Genomic DNA, 16813 nt, shown 5'->3' on the forward strand with positions numbered 1-16813 from the left:
ATTCACGTGTCAAGGGTTACGCGGACTCGCGTTCGACTAGGCGGGCCGGGATGACGATCTCCGTCGGGATCAGTGCGGCCGGCTCGCCGGAGAGGCGTTCCAGCAGGCGCATCCCGCATGCGCGTCCGATCTCTCTGGCTGGGTTCGCCATCGTGGTCAGGCGGGGACGGACCAGGCTGGCCGCGTCGATGTCGTCGAAGCCCATCACGGCCAGGTCTCCTGGCACGTGGAGGCCGCGTCCTCCTGCTGCGTCGAGGGCGCCTATCGCCATCAGGTCGTTGGCGCACAACACGGCGTCGGGGGGTTCGGACAGGTCCAGCAGCCGGGATACGCCCGCCGCGCCGCCGTGCCTGCTGAAGTGCGTGTACGCCACGAGCTCCGGGTCTGTCGCTACTCCGGCGGCGAGTAGCGCGGACCGGTAACCGGACACTCGTTCGGCTGCCGGGCCCTCAGCGCTCGGTCCGCAGATGAAACCGATTCGGCGGTAGCCGCGGGTTAGCAGGTAGCGGGTGGCCTCGGCAGCGCCGCCCTCGTCGTCGCTGTGGACCAGGTCGACGCCGTCCTGGACCAGGGTGCCGCCCAGCCGTACCACCGGGATGCCCGCTTCGATGGCCGGGTTCAGGTCTTCGGCGTGGGTGTGGAAGACGGCGAAGGCCAGGCCGTCCACCTGGCGGGCGATCATCTGCTCGATGGCGGCGCGTTCGCGGGTCCGGTCGCCGTCGGTGTTGCTGATGATCTCGTCGTATCCGGCCGGTCGGAGCACGTCCTGCAGGCCGCGGGCCAGGGCTGGGTAGAACGGGTTGGTGATGTCCGGGATGACCAGGCCGATGGTCTGGCTGCGGTTGGTGCGCAGGCCTCTGGCCAGCGCATTCGGGCGGTAACCGAGCTGGCGGATGGCTTCCAGCACGCGGTCGCGGGTCTCGGCGGCGACCGGGCGGCGGCCGTTCAGGGTGTGCGAGACGGTGGTCGCGCTCACCCCGGCGACCCGGGCGACCCGGACGATGCTGACCCGTTCCCCGCCCCGGTCGCCGCGTTGTGCGGGTTTGGGCGGGTTGAGCAGGTTGAGGGTCTCCTGCGGGTCCAGGGGAGCGCTGGATGGGCGAGGGGTCCTGACCGGCGCGCGGTTGCGGGACAGCAGGTCGAGCGCGTTCATCAGGATGCGCCTGCCGTGCGCCGCCGCGTCCCCCGGATTCCCCTTGTCGGCCAGCATGAGCAGCGCGGACTCCCACGCCTCCCGCACGGCGGCCAGCAGCAGCGCGGCCATCACGCCCGGCGAAATCGCCAGATGACCGGCCTCGATGGCGCGAGATAGCGCGGCCTCGCGCGCCGCGAACGCCTCCCGCGCGTGCGCGCGCAACAGCGGGCTGTCCCGGTAGACAACCGCGCGTTCAGCCAGCGCCACGGCCGGGTTGGCTAGCGACCCCGCCGGGTTGGCCAGCGGTCCCGCCGGGTTGGCGAGGGGTCTGGTCGGGTTGGTCGGTGGTGCAGCCGGGTTGGCGAGCGGTCTGGTCGGGTTGGTCGGTGGTGCAGCCGGGGTGGCCAGCGGTGCGGTCGCGCATGCCCATTCGGCCAGGCCCTGGCGGAGGGTCTCCGGGCTGGTCCAGGAGGCGTCCGGCAGATCGGGCGGCAGCAACTTTGGCTCGGCGTCGAAGAAGAGCTGCTCTTTGGTGGGGAAGTAGTTGAAGATGGTCTTCGCGGCCACATCGGCGGCCACCGCGATCTCGGCCACGGTGACAGCCTCGAAACCGCGCTCCGCGAACAGGCGTTGCGCCGTATCGGCGATCGAGCGCCGGGTCAGCGCCTTCCGCCGTTCACGGCGATCGGGGACCTGCTCGGACATGGACCGATCTTATATCGAGACACTCCTTACACCGGCTATAAGTTAAGGGATCTGAGAAGGTCGCCAGCTTGCTCGCCGTTACCCGGCGCCGATCACGCCGACGATGGTTCTCGCCGTACCGGCGCCAAGGAGCGACGGCGAAGGTTCTTGCCGTACCGGCGCCATGGAGCGACGGCGAAGGTTCTTGCCGTACCGGCGCCGAGGAGCGACGGCGAAGGTTCCCGCCGTACCGGCGCCATGGAGCGACGGCGGCATTCTGAGTGGGTTCAAGGGCCAGCAGAGCAATAACTCATAGATCCTCAAGCCGCTGACCTCGGCGAACCCTTGGTGAGCACGCAAGTTATTTCTCTGCGGGCCCAAGCTTCAGAGCGCTTCTCGGGCTTCAGGGTGCTTCGATTCCGCCGTCTGGGCGGCGGACTCGGGAGGACCAGCGTTCGTGTTGGTGGGCCACTGGGGGGTGTTCTGCCGCTCTGGCCTCGTCTAGGTCGATTCCCCAGCCGGGGGTGTTGTTTGGGTAGAGGTAGCCGTTTGTTGGGTGGATTGTGCCGGGGAAGACCTCGTGGACGGTGTCGGCGTAGATGTGGCCTTCCTGGATTTGGAAGGCGGGGGAGGTGACGTCGAGGGCCACGTTGGCGGCGGCGCCGATGGGGGAGACGTCGGCGGGGGAGTGCCAGGCGGTGCCGACGCCGGTTAGTTCGCAGAGGGCGGTGAGTTTGCGGGCGGGGGTGAGGCCGCCGATCGCGGAGACGTGCAGGCGTAGCAGGTCGATGCCGCCGCCGGTGATCAGGCGAGCCGCGTCGGACACTGAGCTGAGCTGCTCGCCGGCGGCGATCGGCATTGGTGCGGCGGCGCGGACCTCGGGGAGCCGGTCGTAGAGTTCGGGTGCGATCGGGTCTTCCAGGAAGAACAGCCGGTAGGGCTCCAGTGCGCGGGCCAAGCCAACCGCTTGCTTGGGTGTGAGACGGGAATGCACATCGTGCATCAGGCCCGGTTCCTCGCCCAGCTCTTGGCGGGCACGCTCGAACAGCAGCGGGGTTTCGCGCAGGTAGCGCTGGACGTCCCAGCCGTCGGGGTAGGGCGAATTCGGGTAGCCGCCCGGGGATCCTGGCGCGCCGTAGTGGCCGAGGCCGGGTGCGCCGGTCTGGAGGCGGACATGGCGGTAGCCGGAGGCCAGCAGGGTGCGGGCGTGCTCGATGGTCTCCTCGAGAGTGGCGGCGCCCGCGTGCAGGTAGGTGTCGGCGGCGGCGCGAACCCGGCCGCCGAGCAGCTCGTAGACCGGCATTCCGGCGCGTTTGCCCGCGATGTCCCACAGCGCTTGGTCCACACCGGAGAGAGCGCTGTTCAGAACCGGACCGCCACGCCAGTACGAGGAATAGTGCACCATCCGCGTGATGTCCTCGATGTCCGCCGGATGACGACCCGTCAGCATCGGGGCCACATGCTGGTCGACCGCGGCGGCCACGGCGTGGAAACGCTGGGTGAAAGTGGCGCACCCCAGGCCGTACAGACCGGGTTCGGTGGTGTCGACCTTGACCACCACCAGCGGCACGCCCTCGGGGGCGGTGACGATGGCGCGGACTCTGGTGATGCGCAGGGCGTCGCGGGCCGCCCAGGGGGCCTGGGTCTCCTCCATCATGGCGCGAACAGGTGCTGGGCGGTGAAGCCGAGCAGGTCGGCGGCCACGGCGAGATCCACGGGCGCGGTATGGCCGGGCAGGGGCGATCGGCGTTCCACATCGGGATGGTAGCGGCCGAGCAGCTCCTCGGTCGGCTGCGGCGCCAGCGTCGTCGGCGCGGTCACGAAGACCGCGTGATACCCGCTGATCGGCCGCGTGAGCGCCTGCCACCCGGCCATCGCCGCGTCCCTGCTGTCCAGGTACGTCCACAGCTCCTTGGCCCCCGACTCAGGCGAGACCGCATACCGCGCCGCGGTGTCCTCGAACTTGTCGCCAGGCCCGCCCAGCAGCGGAAATCGCAACGCGACCACGGTCATCCCGTGCCGGCGCGCCATCATCGCCGCCGTGGCCTCGTCCACCTGCTTCGACAGCCCGTACGGATCCTCGATCTGCACCGGCAGCGCCTCGTCCACCGGCACGTACGCCGGATGCAACCGCCGAGCCGCCCACGGCAACCCGAGCACGGACAGGCTGCTGGCCACCACCGCCCGCGACACCCCGGCCTGCCCCGCCTCCTCCAGCACCACGAAGGTCGCCCGTGTATTCCCGCAGAAGACCGCTTCCGGCGTATCCAGCGTGGGCGCCGGAATCGCGGCCAGATGCGCCACCGCGTCCACGCCCTTGAGCGCCTCCCGCACCACCTCCGGATCGCCCGCGCCGCCCACCACGACCCGATCCGCTACATCGCCGGGATCTCGCTGGTCGAGCGCGGTAGCCGCGACGCCCATGGCCGCGAGCAGGCGGAGCGTGGCCCGCCCCAACCGGCCCGCTGCCCCCGTGACCAGGACCCGGCGAGGGACCTCCGCCATGCAACACCCTCCGCTTTCCGAGGTGCAAAACGTTTTGCCACCGTAGCGTGACCCGCCCTAACGCCTGTTGTCAATGCTCAGCCCTCAATGATCTTGCACTCGATGGCAGCAGGGCCCGGAAAAATAACGATCTTGATACATCCGATGAATGCACAGATTGTTGATAGGGGTTTCGGTCGTGGTTCGACAAAAATCCCCGCAGCTCGCCCCTGGTGCTGGGCATTTCTGATCGCTTTTGTTGGATAAGTAGTCAGCCAGCAGGCTATTGACGCCCTAAAGACATCCAATGTTAACTGCGCCTGACAGTCCCGAACTGGTGTTGGTGCGATGGCCTAGGCCACTGACCACCAGTGGTGCACATCGGGTCTGTGCTGCGCAGAGGGGCCTTCGGGCCGTACCCCGGTCGCCGATTGCCGGGCGTGCGTCTCGTGGCCCCTCTGCCAGGCTCCGCACCCCCCACCTGTCTGCCCAGAGTCACGCATTGCGGCGCCAATCCGTGCACGACCCCGCAACCTTTCGCTGGTCGCGAGGAAGCGAGATCATGTCAATGAGGCTTCAACGAATCCTGCTGGTGTCGCTCCTGGCGGCCGGACTGGGGCTGACCGGCGTGCCGGCGCCGGCCGTGGCCTCCACCACCGACCATGCCTTCGACCAGGCCGGCGGGACACTGAACGTCAACCGCGCGGCCTACATGTCCAAGCACGACATCGTGTACAACCGGCCGAACACCAACCCGCTGCACGGGCTCACGGTGGGCAACGGCAAGACCGGCGCGATGGTCTGGCACCAGAACGGCCTCACCATGCAGGTCGGCGGCGTGGACCTGTCCCAGCAGTCCGCCTTCGGCGCGGGCCTGCTCAACCTGCGGACCACCCCCGCGATGGACAGCGGCTACAGCACGTACCAGGAGCGCCTCTCCCTGTACGACGGCACGCACACCACCAAGTACGACAACAACCGCACCGTCACCATCATGGGCTCGCCCGGCTCCGAGGTGATGGGCATCCACGTGGACGACAGCCGTAGCGGCCTGTCCAACATCACGTTCGAGCTCAGCATGTGGGACCCGAACACGGTCCAGAACATGGCCGACGTGCCCGACCTCAACACCTGGCGGAACATCACCTCCTTCGCGGACGCCACCGCCGCCGGCATCAGCCGCGGCCAGACCGACGCGAACAACTTCGGCTACACCCTGGCCGCCAGCGTCGAGGGCGCGAACTTCACCACCCAGGCCGTCAACAACCGCACGGTCCGCTTCACCATCACCCCGACCGCCAGCTACACCATCTGGTTCACCGCGGCCAGCCGGATCAACTCGCCCGGCCTCAACTCGGTGACCCAGGCGCGCAACCAGCTGACCGCCGTGAAGAACACCGGCTACAGCACCACGTTCACCAACTACAAGAACTGGTGGCACGCGTTCTGGGAGAAGTCGTTCGTGCAGTACTCGAACGGCTCCAAGGACGCGGACTACATGGAGAACGTGTACTACCTGAGCACGTACATGATCGCGTCCGCGGGTTTCGGTAACTACCCGGCGCACTTCATCAACGGCAACTTCCGGGCGACGCAGGATCAGACCAAGTGGAGTAACGCGTACTGGTACTGGAACCAGCGCGACGTCTACTACTCCTTCCTGGCGTCCAACCACGCGGACATGTACAACACGTTCAACCGGTTGCAGAGCCGTAACTACAACGCGCTGAAGGCGTACACGCAGACCCGGTACAACGCCGACGCCCTCTGGGTGCCCGAGACGATGGGCTGGGACGGCAACGCGCGCGGGACGATCAACAGCGACTACACCAAGAACATCCTGTCCACGGGCACCGAGGCCGCCTACAGCATGTACCTGCAGTATCGGTACACCAACGACCTCAACTACCTGCAGACCGTGGCGTACCCGTTCATGCGGGAGTCGGTGAAGCTCTACAAGGCGCTGCTGTCCTTCGACAGCGCGACCGGCAAGTACTACATGGCCAACTCCAACTCGCACGAGACCTACTGGAACGTGCGCAACGCCATCACCGACCTCACCTCGGTGCGGCTGCTGTTCCCGCTGACCATCGCGGTGAGCCAGCAGCTGGGCGTGGACGCCGGCCTGCGGGCCGACTGGCAGAACATCCTGAACAACCTGGTCGCCTACAGCGTCGTCAACAACGCCTACCAGCCGCACCAGCCGCCGATCTCGCAGACCCGCAACAACGAGAACGTGGCCGCCGAGATCATCTGGCCGTACGACCTGACCGGCATCGGCTACCCCGACTACGGAACCGCCGTGCAGACCTGGAACGTCCGGCCGCACCCGTACGGCAACGTCTGGTCCAACGACCACGCCCAGGCCGCCCGCCTCGGCCTCGGCGACCAGACGTACAACGGCATGAAGACCATGCTGCAGCGGTACCAGAACTACCCGAACGGCATGACCAACAACACCAACGGCGTCTTCGAGTACCTCGGCATCCACCTGGTCGCGATGAACGAGTCGCTGCTGCAGTCGTACAACGACAAGATCAGGGTCTTCCCGGCGGTCCCGGGCGACTCCACCTTCGTCGGCAAGTTCACCCTGCTCGCCAAGGACGGCCACCTGGTCAGCTCCGAGCGCGAGGGCGGCGAGATCAAGTACGTCGGCCTCAAGTCGCTGTACGGCAAGCAGGCCACCGTGGTCAACCCGTGGGGCACCCAGCAGGTCCGGGTCCGCCGCACCTCCGACAACGCGATCATCACCACCAGCTCGGCCGCCGAGATCAGCTTCGCCACCGCCGCCAACACGGTCTACGTGGTGGAGCGCACCGGCAAGCTGCTGTCGGCCTACAGCGCCACCCAGCTGACCGGCACCGCCAACCAGGGCCAGAAGGCCCTGTCCGGCACCGCCTCCACGCTGGGCCTGGGCAGCGGCTCGGGCGGCGGCCTGATCAACGACACCGACCTCACCTACGACGCCAACTGGCACCACACCACCGCGCGGGGTTACGGCGACTACAACGACGACACCCACCACAGCAACACGGTGAACGCCGCCGCGACCTACACCTTCACCGGGACCGGGATCGAGATCCTGTCCGAGCGGTTCAGCGACATGGGCAACATGGATGTCTATCTCGACAACGTGTTCCAGCAGAACGTCAATCTGAACCAGGGCGGCGCCCGCCAGGCCCAGCAGGTCGTCTACGCCAAGACCGGCCTGGCCAGCGGCCAGCACACGCTCCGGGTGGTCAACAAGACGACCTCGGTCGGCATGATCGACGCCCTCCGGGTCACCACCGGCGGCACCCCGCCCACCGGGAACATCGTCGCCCTGCGGTCCCGGGCGAACAACCAGTACGTCACCGCCGCCAACGGCGTCGCGCTGATCGCCAACTCCACCACCGTGGGCACCGGCCAGAAGTTCGAGCGGGTCGACCTGGGCGGCGGCAACATCGCGCTCAAGGCCCAGGTCAACAACCAGTTCGTGGCCGCCGAGAACGCGGGCGCGGCGCCGCTCATCGCCAACCGCCCGTCGGCCGGCGCCTGGGAGACGTTCGCCCTGGTGAACAACCCCAACGGCTCGGTCAGCCTGCGGGCCACGGTGAACAACATGTACGTCTGCGCGGAAGGCGGCGGCGCCCAGTCGCTGATCGCCAACCGGGCAGCCATCGGACCATGGGAGCAGTTCGACCTGGTCCCCAGCTGAGGCACCTGATACCGAGCTGAGACCCGCACACCCCTTCAAATCGTCTAATGTCCGACCGGCGGTGGTTTTCCACCGCCGGTCGGCGGCGTTGCACGGTCTTCACCCGCATAGTCATCCGATGTATTGTCGACGGAACTCTTGACGTAACTCAGCAGTAAACGGCATGATTTAGAGACGAAACATCGGATGTATGGAGAGTCTCTGTGGATCTGTTGCGGGCCAGACCGGCGCTCACCGGTCAGACGGCAGGTGCCGAAATGCTGGTGGACGGCGGCAAGTGCAGCGCTCTCCGCGTGGTAACCGTATCTTTGCCGGATCATGTCTGGAAATGTGACCAGATTTCCGACGGCGGGATTAATCCGATGTATCGGGTCGGAGTGGTATGAGGGTCGTCGCGCTGGAAACCCACGACATCCGGTTTCCCACCTCACTCGAGCTCGACGGCTCCGACGCCATGAACCCCGACCCCGACTACTCCGCCGCCTACGTGGTGCTCCGCACCGACGAGGGCGCCAAGGGCCACGGCTTCGCCTTCACCATCGGCCGCGGCAACGACATCCAGACCACCGCGATCAAGGCGCTGGAGCCGTACGTGGTGGGCCGGGACTGCTCCGACCTGGGCGCGGTCTACCGCGACATCGTCGGCGACTCGCAGCTGCGCTGGCTGGGCCCGGAGAAGGGCGTCATGCACATGGCCATCTCGGCCGTGATGAACGCCCTGTGGGACCTGCGCGCCAAGCTGGCGGGCAAGCCGCTCTGGCTGCTGCTGGCCGAGCTGAGCCCCGAGGAGATCGTCGACCTCCTCGACTTCCGCTACATCACCGACGCCCTCACCCAGCAGGACGCCCTGGACATCCTGCGCGCCGCGGAACCCGGCAAGCGGGCCAGGATCGAGCAGCTGCGCGCCGACGGCTTCCCCGCCTACACCACCTCGCCCGGCTGGCTCGGCTACGACGACGACAAGCTCCGCCGCCTCTGCAAGGAGGCGCTCGACGAGGGCTTCACCCAGATCAAGCTGAAGGTCGGCGCCGACCTGGACGACGACAAGCGCCGGATGCGCATCGCCCGCGAGGTCTGCGGCACCGGCTTCCCGATCGCCGTCGACGCCAACCAGCGCTGGGACGTGGAGACCGCGATCGCCTGGATCGGCGCGCTGGCCGAGTTCGAGCCCTGGTGGGTGGAGGAGCCGACCAGCCCCGACGACATGCTCGGCCACGCCGCCATCGCCCGCGAGATCGCCCCGATCCCGGTCGCCACCGGCGAGCACGTGCAGAACCGGATCGTCTTCAAACAGCTTCTGCAGGCGGGCGCGATCTCGTTCCTGCAGCTGGACGCCGCGCGGGTGGGCGGCGTCAACGAGAACATCGCCATCCTCCTGCTGGCCGCCAAGTTCGGCGTGCCCGTCTGCCCGCACGCGGGCGGCGTGGGCCTGTGCGAGCTGGTCCAGCACCTGGCCATGTTCGACTTCATCGCGGTGAGCGGATCCATGGACGGCCGCGTCATCGAGTACATCGACCACCTCCACGAGCACTTCGTGGACCCGGTCGTGATCGAGAACGGCAGCTATGTCGCTCCCCTCGCGCCGGGTTTCAGTTCGGCCCTGCGGGCGGAATCGCTCGCCGAGTTCGCGTACCCCTGGGGTCCGGTCTGGAACACCGCCAATGAATCACCCCCCATTTCCTGAAAGGCAAATCGGCATGAAAAACCTATCTGTCGCGGCGAGCGTCACCCTGCTCGCGCTGGCGCTCGCCGCTTGCGGGTCCGCGGACCCCGCTCCCACGACGGCCGGAAGCGGCGCCGCGTCCGCGCCCGCCGCGGCCGCCGGGGGCAAGGTGGGCGTGGACTTCCCGCGCGCCGACTCCGACTTCTGGAACTCCTATAACAAGTACGTCCCGGAGCTGGCCACCGAGCAGGGCGTCGACCTGATGCCCCCGACCAACTCGCAGAACGACATCGCGAAGCTGGTGGCCAACACCCAGGCGCTGGTCAGCCAGGGCGCCAAGGCCATGATCATGGCCCCCCAGGACACCGGCGCCATCGCCGCCACCCTGGACCAGCTGGCCGAGAAGAAGATCCCGGTGGTCACCGTGGACACCCGCCCCGACAAGGGCAACGTCTACATGGTCGTGCGCGCCGACAACAAGGCGTACGGCACGAAGGCCTGCGAGTTCCTCGGCGAGAAGCTCGGCGGCACCGGCAAGGTCGTGCAGCTGATGGGCGCGCTCTCCTCGATCAACGGCCGCGACCGGGCCGAGGCGTTCCGGGACTGCATGAAGACCAAGTTCCCCGGCATCACCGTCTTCGAGGAGCCCACCGAGTGGGAGGGCACCAAGGCCGCCTCCATGCTGCAGACCCGCCTGGAGCAGCACCCCGACATCAAGGGCGTCTACATGCACGCCGGCGGTGTGCACCTGGCCCCCACCCTGCAGGTGCTGAAGGCCAAGAACCTGCTCGTGCCGCCGACCGACCCCAAGCACATCTTCGTGGTCTCCAACGACGGCATCCCGCAGGAGTTCGCCGCGATCCGGGCCGGTGAGATCGACGCCACCGTGTCCCAGCCCGCCGACCTCTACGCCAAGTACGCGCTCTTCTACGCCAAGGCCGCGATCGAGGGCAAGACCTTCCAGCCCGGTCCGACCGACCACGACAGCACGATCATCCAGCTGCCCAACGGCATGGAGGACCAGCTGCCGGCCCCCCTCGTCACCAAGGACAACGTTGACGACCCCAACCTCTGGGGTAACCAGGTCAAGTAATGACATCTACTGAATTGGCGGTGGTCGAGGCGCGCAATATCACCAAGCGCTTCGGCCCCACCGTCGCCCTCGACAACGCCGGCATCACCATCGGCGCCGGCCAGACCCACGCCCTGGTCGGCCGGAACGGGGCGGGCAAGTCCACGCTCGTCTCCATCCTCACCGGCCTGCAGCGCCCCGACCAGGGCGAGGTGCTCTTCGCGGGCGAGCCCGCGCCCGCGCTCGCCGACCGCGACGCCTGGCGGAGCAGGGTCGCCTGCGTCTACCAGCGCTCGACCATCATTCCGGCGCTCACGGTCGCGGAGAACCTGTTCATCAACCGCCAGACCGAGGGGGGCCGCCTGATCAACTGGCGCGCCCTGCGGGCCCGCGCCCAGAACGTCCTCGACCAGTACGGCGTGGCCATCGACGCCGGCAGCCAGGCGGGCGACCTGAGCATCGAGCAGCGCCAGCTGGTCGAGATCGCCCGGGCGCTCTCCTTCGGCGCGCGATTCATCATCCTCGACGAACCCACCGCCCAGCTGGACGGCCCGGCCATCAGCCGCCTGTTCGACCGCATGCGGGCGCTGCGCGAGCAGGGCGTCACGATGATGTTCATCTCGCACCACCTGGAGGAGGTCTACGAGGTCTGCCAGACGGTCACCGTCTTCCGGGACGCCAGACACGTGATCACCAGCCCCGTGCCCGACCTGCCGCACGACGCCCTGGTGGCCGCGATGACCGGCGAGGCCGCCGTCGCCTACCAGGCCCGCAACCGCAAGGTGAAGGCTAAGGCCCCCATCGTGCTCGCGGTCTCCGGCCTCGGCCTGGCCGGCCGTTTCCAGGACGTGGACCTCCAGGTCCGGGGCGGGGAGATCGTCGGTCTCGCCGGTTCCGGCAGCAGCGGCAAGGTGGGCCTGGCCGAGAGCCTGGTCGGCCTGCGCCGCCCCGACACCGGCACGATCACCGTCAACGGCGCCACGCCGCGCCTCGGTGACGTGCCGTCAGCCCTGAAGGCCGGGCTCGGGTTCGTCCCGCAGGACCGGCACCACCAGGGCTTCGTCCCGCTGCTGTCGATCGGCGAGAACGCCACCATGCCGATCGCCCACAAGCTGGGGCGGTTCGGCACGATCTCCTCGGCGCGCCGCCGTACCCGGGCGGAAGGCATGATCGAGCAGCTGGACATCAAGACCACCGGGCCCGACCAGCCGGTCGGCGACCTGTCCGGCGGCAACGCGCAGAAGGTCGTGCTGGCCCGCGCGCTGGCCGACGACCCGTCCGCGCTGGTGGTCATCAACCCGACCGCCGGGGTGGACATCAAGGCCAAGCGGGCGCTGCTCGGCTCGGTGGAGGACGCCGCCGCCCGTGGCGCGGGCGCGGTGCTGGTCTCCGACGAGCTGGACGACCTGCGCATCTGCGATCGGGTGCTGGTCATGTTCCACGGCAGAGTGACGAAGGAATTGCCACGCGGCTGGACCGACAGCGAGCTCGTGGCGGCGATGGAAGGTATCTCCTCATGACGGACTCAGCCATGTCCGACCGGCGGACCCTCGCCCGTCCGGGAGCCGGGCTGCGACTGGGCAGGTTCCGCGACCTCACGCTGGTCCCGGTGATCGTGGTGCTGCTCATCGCCGGATCCTTCGTGGACCCGGTCTTCCTCACCCCCGGCAACCTCACCAACGTGCTCCAGCAGCAGTCCGCGCTGGCGCTGGTGGTGCTCGCCGAGGCGCTCATCCTGATCGCGGGCAAGTTCGACCTGTCGCTGGAGTCCACGGTCGGCATGGCCCCGGCGGTGGCGGTCATGTTCGTCATCCCGGTCTCGGCCGGGGGCTTCGGCCTGGAGATCCCCGCCGCGCTGGCGATCCCGCTGTGCCTGCTCATCGGCGCCGCGATCGGGGCCTTCAACGGCTTCCTGATCCTGCGCTTCCAGCTGTCGGCGTTCGTGGTCACGCTGGCCATGCTGATCGTCGTGCACGGCCTGCAGCTCGGCCTGACCGGCGGCAAGAGCCTGTTCGCGCTGCCCGAGTCGTTCACGTATCTCGGCGGGGCCAACTGGCTCGGCCTGCCCGCCGCCGTCTGGATCACCGGTGTCCTGTTCGCCGCCGGAATCGCCGCGCTCGGCTACTTCCGCGCCGGCCGCTCCCTGTACGCCATCGGCGGCAACGCCGACGCGGCCAGGGCGGCGGGCATCCGGGTGGAGCGCGTGCTCTGGGTGGTCTTCATCGTCGGCGGCACCCTGGCCGCGCTCGCCGGCGTCCTGGAGACCGGCCGCCTGGGCGGCATCAGCGCCAACCAGGGCGTCGGCTGGATCTTCATGGTCTTCGCCGCGGCGGTCATCGGCGGGGTCAGCATGGACGGCGGCAAGGGCACCATCCTGGGCGCGCTCACCGGCGTCCTGGTGATCGGCCTGGTGGAGAACATCCTCACCCTCAAGGGCGTGCCCGGCGAGTGGAAGCAGCTCGTGTACGGCGCGATCATCCTGGTGGCCCTCATGATCAGCCGGTTGGCCGGCGGACGAGCCCAGGACTAACCCATGATGCGAATTTGTGATATTTCATGGGGATGTCGGGCGGAGTATGCCCGTGTTATAAAGCGGTTAATTAATCTCCAATAAAAACAAAGAGGGGAGTGACGTGTCGCGCCAGCCCTCCATCCGGACAGCGCTCCCCAGAGCGCAACCGGTGGGACACGCCTCCCTTCGCCGGGCCAACCTCTCCCTGGTGCTGCGCCACCTGCGGGACGAGGGCTCGTGCTCCCGCTCCGACGTGGCGGACGCGACCGGCCTGCACCGGGCCACCGTCTCCAGCCTGATGGCCGAGCTCATCGAACGCGGCCTGGTCCGCGAGCTCGGCACGGCCAGGGCCGGGGCCATCGGCCGCCCGCGCCGGGCCGTCGCGCTGGACGGCTCGCACGTGGGCGCGCTCGGCATGGAGATCAACGTCGACTACATCGCCGTGCACGGCATCGACCTGGGCGGCCGGGTCCTGGTGGAGCGGCGGATCGGCTTCGACGCGATGGGCGAGGGCCCCGACCGCTCCCTGGTGGAACTCGGCCGGGTCGCCAGGAAGGCCATCGCCGAGATGCGCAGGGCCGGCGCCGCGCCCGGCGGGATCGTGGTCGCGGTCCCGGGCCTGGTCGACATCGGCCCCGGCGTGGTCACCCTGGCCCCCAACCTCGGCTGGGACGACCTGCCACTCGCCGAGCGGCTCCGCGCCGAACTCGGCGGCTTCCGCGCCCCCGTCGGCGTGGACAACGACGCCAACCTGTCCGCCCTGGCCGAGTACACCTCGGGCGTGGCGGCGGGGACCCCCGACATGGTCTACCTCACCGGCGAGGTCGGCGTCGGCGGCGGAATCATGGTGGGCGGGCGATTGCTCCGCGGCGCCGACGGCTTCTCCGGGGAGGTCGGCCACCTGCCGGTCAACCCGTCGGGGCGGCGCTGCGGCTGTGGCCGTACCGGCTGCTGGGAGACCAAGGTGGGGCTCGCCGCGCTGGTGCGGGCCGCCACCCCGGATCGGGCGTACGAGCGGGGCGCGGCAGCGCCCCCCGACCCCGAGGTACGCGTGAAGGAGATCTCCAGAGCTCTGGCGGCGGGCGAACCGCGCACGCTGGCCGCCGTCGCGGAGGTAGGCAGATGGCTCGGGCTCGGCGGCTCGATCCTGGTCAACCTCTTCAACCCGAGAGTGATCGTGATAGGCGGATATTTCGCCCGGCTGGCCGAGCGGCTCATCCCGCCCGCGCAAGCCGAGCTGGAACGCCTCGTGGTGGCGGGCCCGGCGGCCCGCTGCCGGTTCCTCGCCTCCAACCTGGGTTTTGGCGCCGCATCGCGCGGCGCCGCGAGCATGGTTGTCGATCACATCATGGACGATCCCGCCGCGATCGGCTTCGCGCCGGTAGCGCGCTCGTCCGTGGGCAGTGTGTAGTTTGCACTGCCCTTTTGCTGTACCTGCCGGCGGCGGCACCCCGTCCGGCGACTTGTGGTATCCGCACGACCGCAGCACCCGGCAACAAGCGCGTCGGCGCGCGCCTTGCCTGACAGATCGACTCATGTCAGGAAAGGAAGTTCCATGTCTCACCACGTCTCCTCTTCCCTCCAGTCGTCATGATGGTCGGGATTTGGCTAATCGGGGCGCGAGGCTCGGTGGCGACGACGGTCGTCGCGGGCGCGGCAGCTCTCAGGGCCGGGCTCGCCCCGCCGATTGGATGTGTTACTGAATCGCCTGAGTTCCGGGGTCATGGACTGCCGGGATTCGGGCACCTCGTGTTCGGTGGACATGACGTCACCAGCACGCCGCTCACCAAGCGGGCCGAGGAGCTGACCCGGTCCGGGGTCATTCCGCCCCCGCTGGCCGAACTGGTCCGGCCCGCGCTGGACGCGGCCGACAGCGAGATCCGGCCCGGGGCCACCGAGGGAGGTCCCCAGGGCGCGGTGGCCCGGCGGCTCATCGGCGACCTGGCCGAGTTCCGGGAACGCCGGGGCCTGGCCCGGGTGATCGTCATCAACGTCTCCTCCACCGAGCCGCCCGCGGCTCCCGATCCCGCGCATCTCAGCCTGGAGGCGCTGGAGCAGGCGCTGGAGGGCGACTTCCCCGTGCTGCCCCCCTCGTCGCTGTACGCCTATGCGGCGCTCAGCGCCGGTTGCCCGTATGTCGACTTCACTCCCTCCACGGGTGCCCGGTTACCCGCCCTGGATGAATTAGCCAGGCGGCGCGGGCTGCCGTACGCCGGGAGTGACGCCAAGACCGGCGAGACGCTGGTCAAGACCGCGCTCGCGCCGATGTTCGCGGTGCGGGGGCTGGCGGTGCGGTCCTGGTCGGGCACCAACCTGCTGGGCGGCGGGGACGGCGCGACGCTGGCCGATCCGGCGGCGGGGGAGAGCAAGCTCATCTCCAAGGACCGGGCGCTGGCCGAGATTCTCGGGCATCCGGTGGAGGGGCGCACCCACATCGACAACGTGCCGCATCTGGGTGACTGGAAGACGGCCTGGGATCACATCACCTTCGACGGGTTCCTCGGGGTGCGGATGTCGATGCAGTTCACCTGGCAGGGGTGCGACTCGGCGCTGGCCGCGCCGCTGGTGCTGGACCTGGCGCGGCTGATGGCGCGGGCGCACGAGCGCGGGGTGGCCGGGCCGGTGGCCGAGTTCGGGTTCTTCTTCAAGGATCCGGTCGGCAGCGACGAGCACCGGTTGCACGCGCAGTACGAGGCGCTCCGCCAGTGGCTGGGGGAGTGAGATGGATCTCGCCTCGTTAGTCCAGCTCGTCCGGGCTCCGGCCGCGCTGACCGTGCCGGGCGATACGGTCGCGGGCGGGTCGATCCAGCCTGGTCTGGCCGCGTCGTCGGTGTGCCTGTACTGGGCTGGGATGGCGCTCAACGACTACGCCGACCGGGATCTCGACGCGCGGGAGCGGCCCGAGCGGCCGATTCCGTCCGGGCGGATCCAGCCGGGGCAGGCGCTCGCCGTCGCCGCGGGTCTGACCGCGGCGGGGGTCGGGCTCGCCGGGCTCTCCGGTGGCCGCCGGGGTCTCGGTGTCGCGACCAGTCTGGCCGGGGTGGTCTGGGCGTACGACATGGGTCTGAAGGACACGGTCCTCGGGCCGGTCGCGATGGCCGCCGCGCGCGGGCTCGACGTGCTGCTCGGCGGGCCTTCGACCAGCCCGCTGGCGGCGGCGTCGGTGGCCGCGCACACGCTGGGCGTCACCACGCTGAGCCGGGGTGAGGTGAACGGCGGCTCGACGGTCCGATCCGCCGTCACCCTGGCCGCGACGGGCGTGGCGGCCGGGCTCGCCGCCTGGCACATCGCCAAGGGCGGCGACCGGCTGGCGAAACTCGCCGGGTTCGGGCTGCTCGCCGGTTACGCGGCGCTGGTCGGGCGTCCGCAGGTGGCGGCGGCCCGCAGCGGCGACGCCAAGCTGACTCGGTCGGCTGTCGGGCGCAGCATCATCGGGCTCCTGCCGTTGCAGGCCGCGCTCACCGCCGGGAGCGGGCGGCTCGCCCCCGCCCTCGCCCTGGCGGCGGCGCATCCGGTGGCGGCGAACCTGGCCAAGAAGGTGTCACCGACATGAGGGCCATGACCCT

General features: G+C 69.1%; 12 protein-coding genes. 9 read left to right on the forward strand and 3 right to left on the reverse strand.

Going from position 1 to position 16813, the window contains the following annotated elements:
• Positions 1-16 precede the first annotated feature (16 nt).
• The 3 genes from Amac_RS42270 to Amac_RS42280 form a co-directional block, all read right to left on the reverse strand.
• The gene (locus Amac_RS42270) at positions 17-1840 is read right to left on the reverse strand and encodes a substrate-binding domain-containing protein (protein ID WP_155360064.1); all 1824 of its coding nucleotides are present in this window, start codon (positions 1838-1840) and stop codon (positions 17-19) included.
• Positions 1841-2222: 382 nt separating this feature from the next.
• Complete coding sequence (locus Amac_RS42275) at positions 2223-3476, reverse strand: enolase C-terminal domain-like protein (RefSeq protein WP_170322940.1); 1254 nt, start codon at positions 3474-3476, stop codon at positions 2223-2225.
• The gene (locus tag Amac_RS42280) at positions 3473-4324 is read right to left on the reverse strand and encodes an NAD-dependent epimerase/dehydratase family protein (protein WP_155360065.1); all 852 of its coding nucleotides are present in this window, start codon (positions 4322-4324) and stop codon (positions 3473-3475) included. Before Amac_RS42280 ends, Amac_RS42275 begins: the two co-directional genes overlap by 4 nt.
• Before the next feature lie 541 nt (positions 4325-4865).
• Between Amac_RS42280 and Amac_RS42285 the strand changes: the two genes are divergently transcribed.
• The 9 genes from Amac_RS42285 to Amac_RS42325 all read left to right on the forward strand — a co-directional run bounded on the left by Amac_RS42285 (position 4866) and on the right by Amac_RS42325 (position 16800).
• Positions 4866-8000, forward strand: coding sequence for a fascin domain-containing protein (locus Amac_RS42285; RefSeq protein ID WP_218041625.1), 3135 nt, complete (start codon positions 4866-4868; stop codon positions 7998-8000).
• Positions 8001-8203: 203 nt separating this feature from the next.
• Positions 8204-8386, forward strand: a complete 183-nt coding sequence (locus Amac_RS42290; RefSeq protein WP_155360066.1) for a hypothetical protein — start codon at positions 8204-8206, stop codon at positions 8384-8386.
• On the forward strand, positions 8383-9684 hold the full coding sequence (locus tag Amac_RS42295; protein WP_155360067.1) for an L-fuconate dehydratase: 1302 nt from the start codon (positions 8383-8385) through the stop codon (positions 9682-9684). Before Amac_RS42290 ends, Amac_RS42295 begins: the two co-directional genes overlap by 4 nt.
• A gap of 13 nt (positions 9685-9697) precedes the next feature.
• Complete coding sequence (locus tag Amac_RS42300; RefSeq protein ID WP_155360068.1) at positions 9698-10756, forward strand: sugar ABC transporter substrate-binding protein; 1059 nt, start codon at positions 9698-9700, stop codon at positions 10754-10756.
• The gene (locus Amac_RS42305) at positions 10756-12255 is read left to right on the forward strand and encodes a sugar ABC transporter ATP-binding protein (RefSeq protein WP_155360069.1); all 1500 of its coding nucleotides are present in this window, start codon (positions 10756-10758) and stop codon (positions 12253-12255) included. The genes Amac_RS42300 and Amac_RS42305 overlap by 1 nt, the downstream gene beginning before the upstream one ends.
• Complete coding sequence (locus Amac_RS42310) at positions 12252-13265, forward strand: ABC transporter permease (protein ID WP_155344510.1); 1014 nt, start codon at positions 12252-12254, stop codon at positions 13263-13265. The genes Amac_RS42305 and Amac_RS42310 overlap by 4 nt, the downstream gene beginning before the upstream one ends.
• A 151-nt stretch (positions 13266-13416) precedes the next feature.
• The gene (locus tag Amac_RS42315) at positions 13417-14658 is read left to right on the forward strand and encodes an ROK family transcriptional regulator (RefSeq protein WP_246269056.1); all 1242 of its coding nucleotides are present in this window, start codon (positions 13417-13419) and stop codon (positions 14656-14658) included.
• Positions 14659-14840: 182 nt separating this feature from the next.
• Complete coding sequence (locus tag Amac_RS42320; protein WP_307729828.1) at positions 14841-15968, forward strand: inositol-3-phosphate synthase; 1128 nt, start codon at positions 14841-14843, stop codon at positions 15966-15968.
• 1 nt (position 15969) lies between these two features.
• Positions 15970-16800, forward strand: coding sequence for an SCO3242 family prenyltransferase (locus Amac_RS42325; RefSeq protein WP_155360071.1), 831 nt, complete (start codon positions 15970-15972; stop codon positions 16798-16800).
• The last annotated feature ends 13 nt before the right edge of the window (positions 16801-16813 follow it).

Source organism: Acrocarpospora macrocephala (assembly GCF_009687865.1).
GTDB classification, from domain to species: Bacteria; Actinomycetota; Actinomycetes; order Streptosporangiales; family Streptosporangiaceae; genus Acrocarpospora; species Acrocarpospora macrocephala.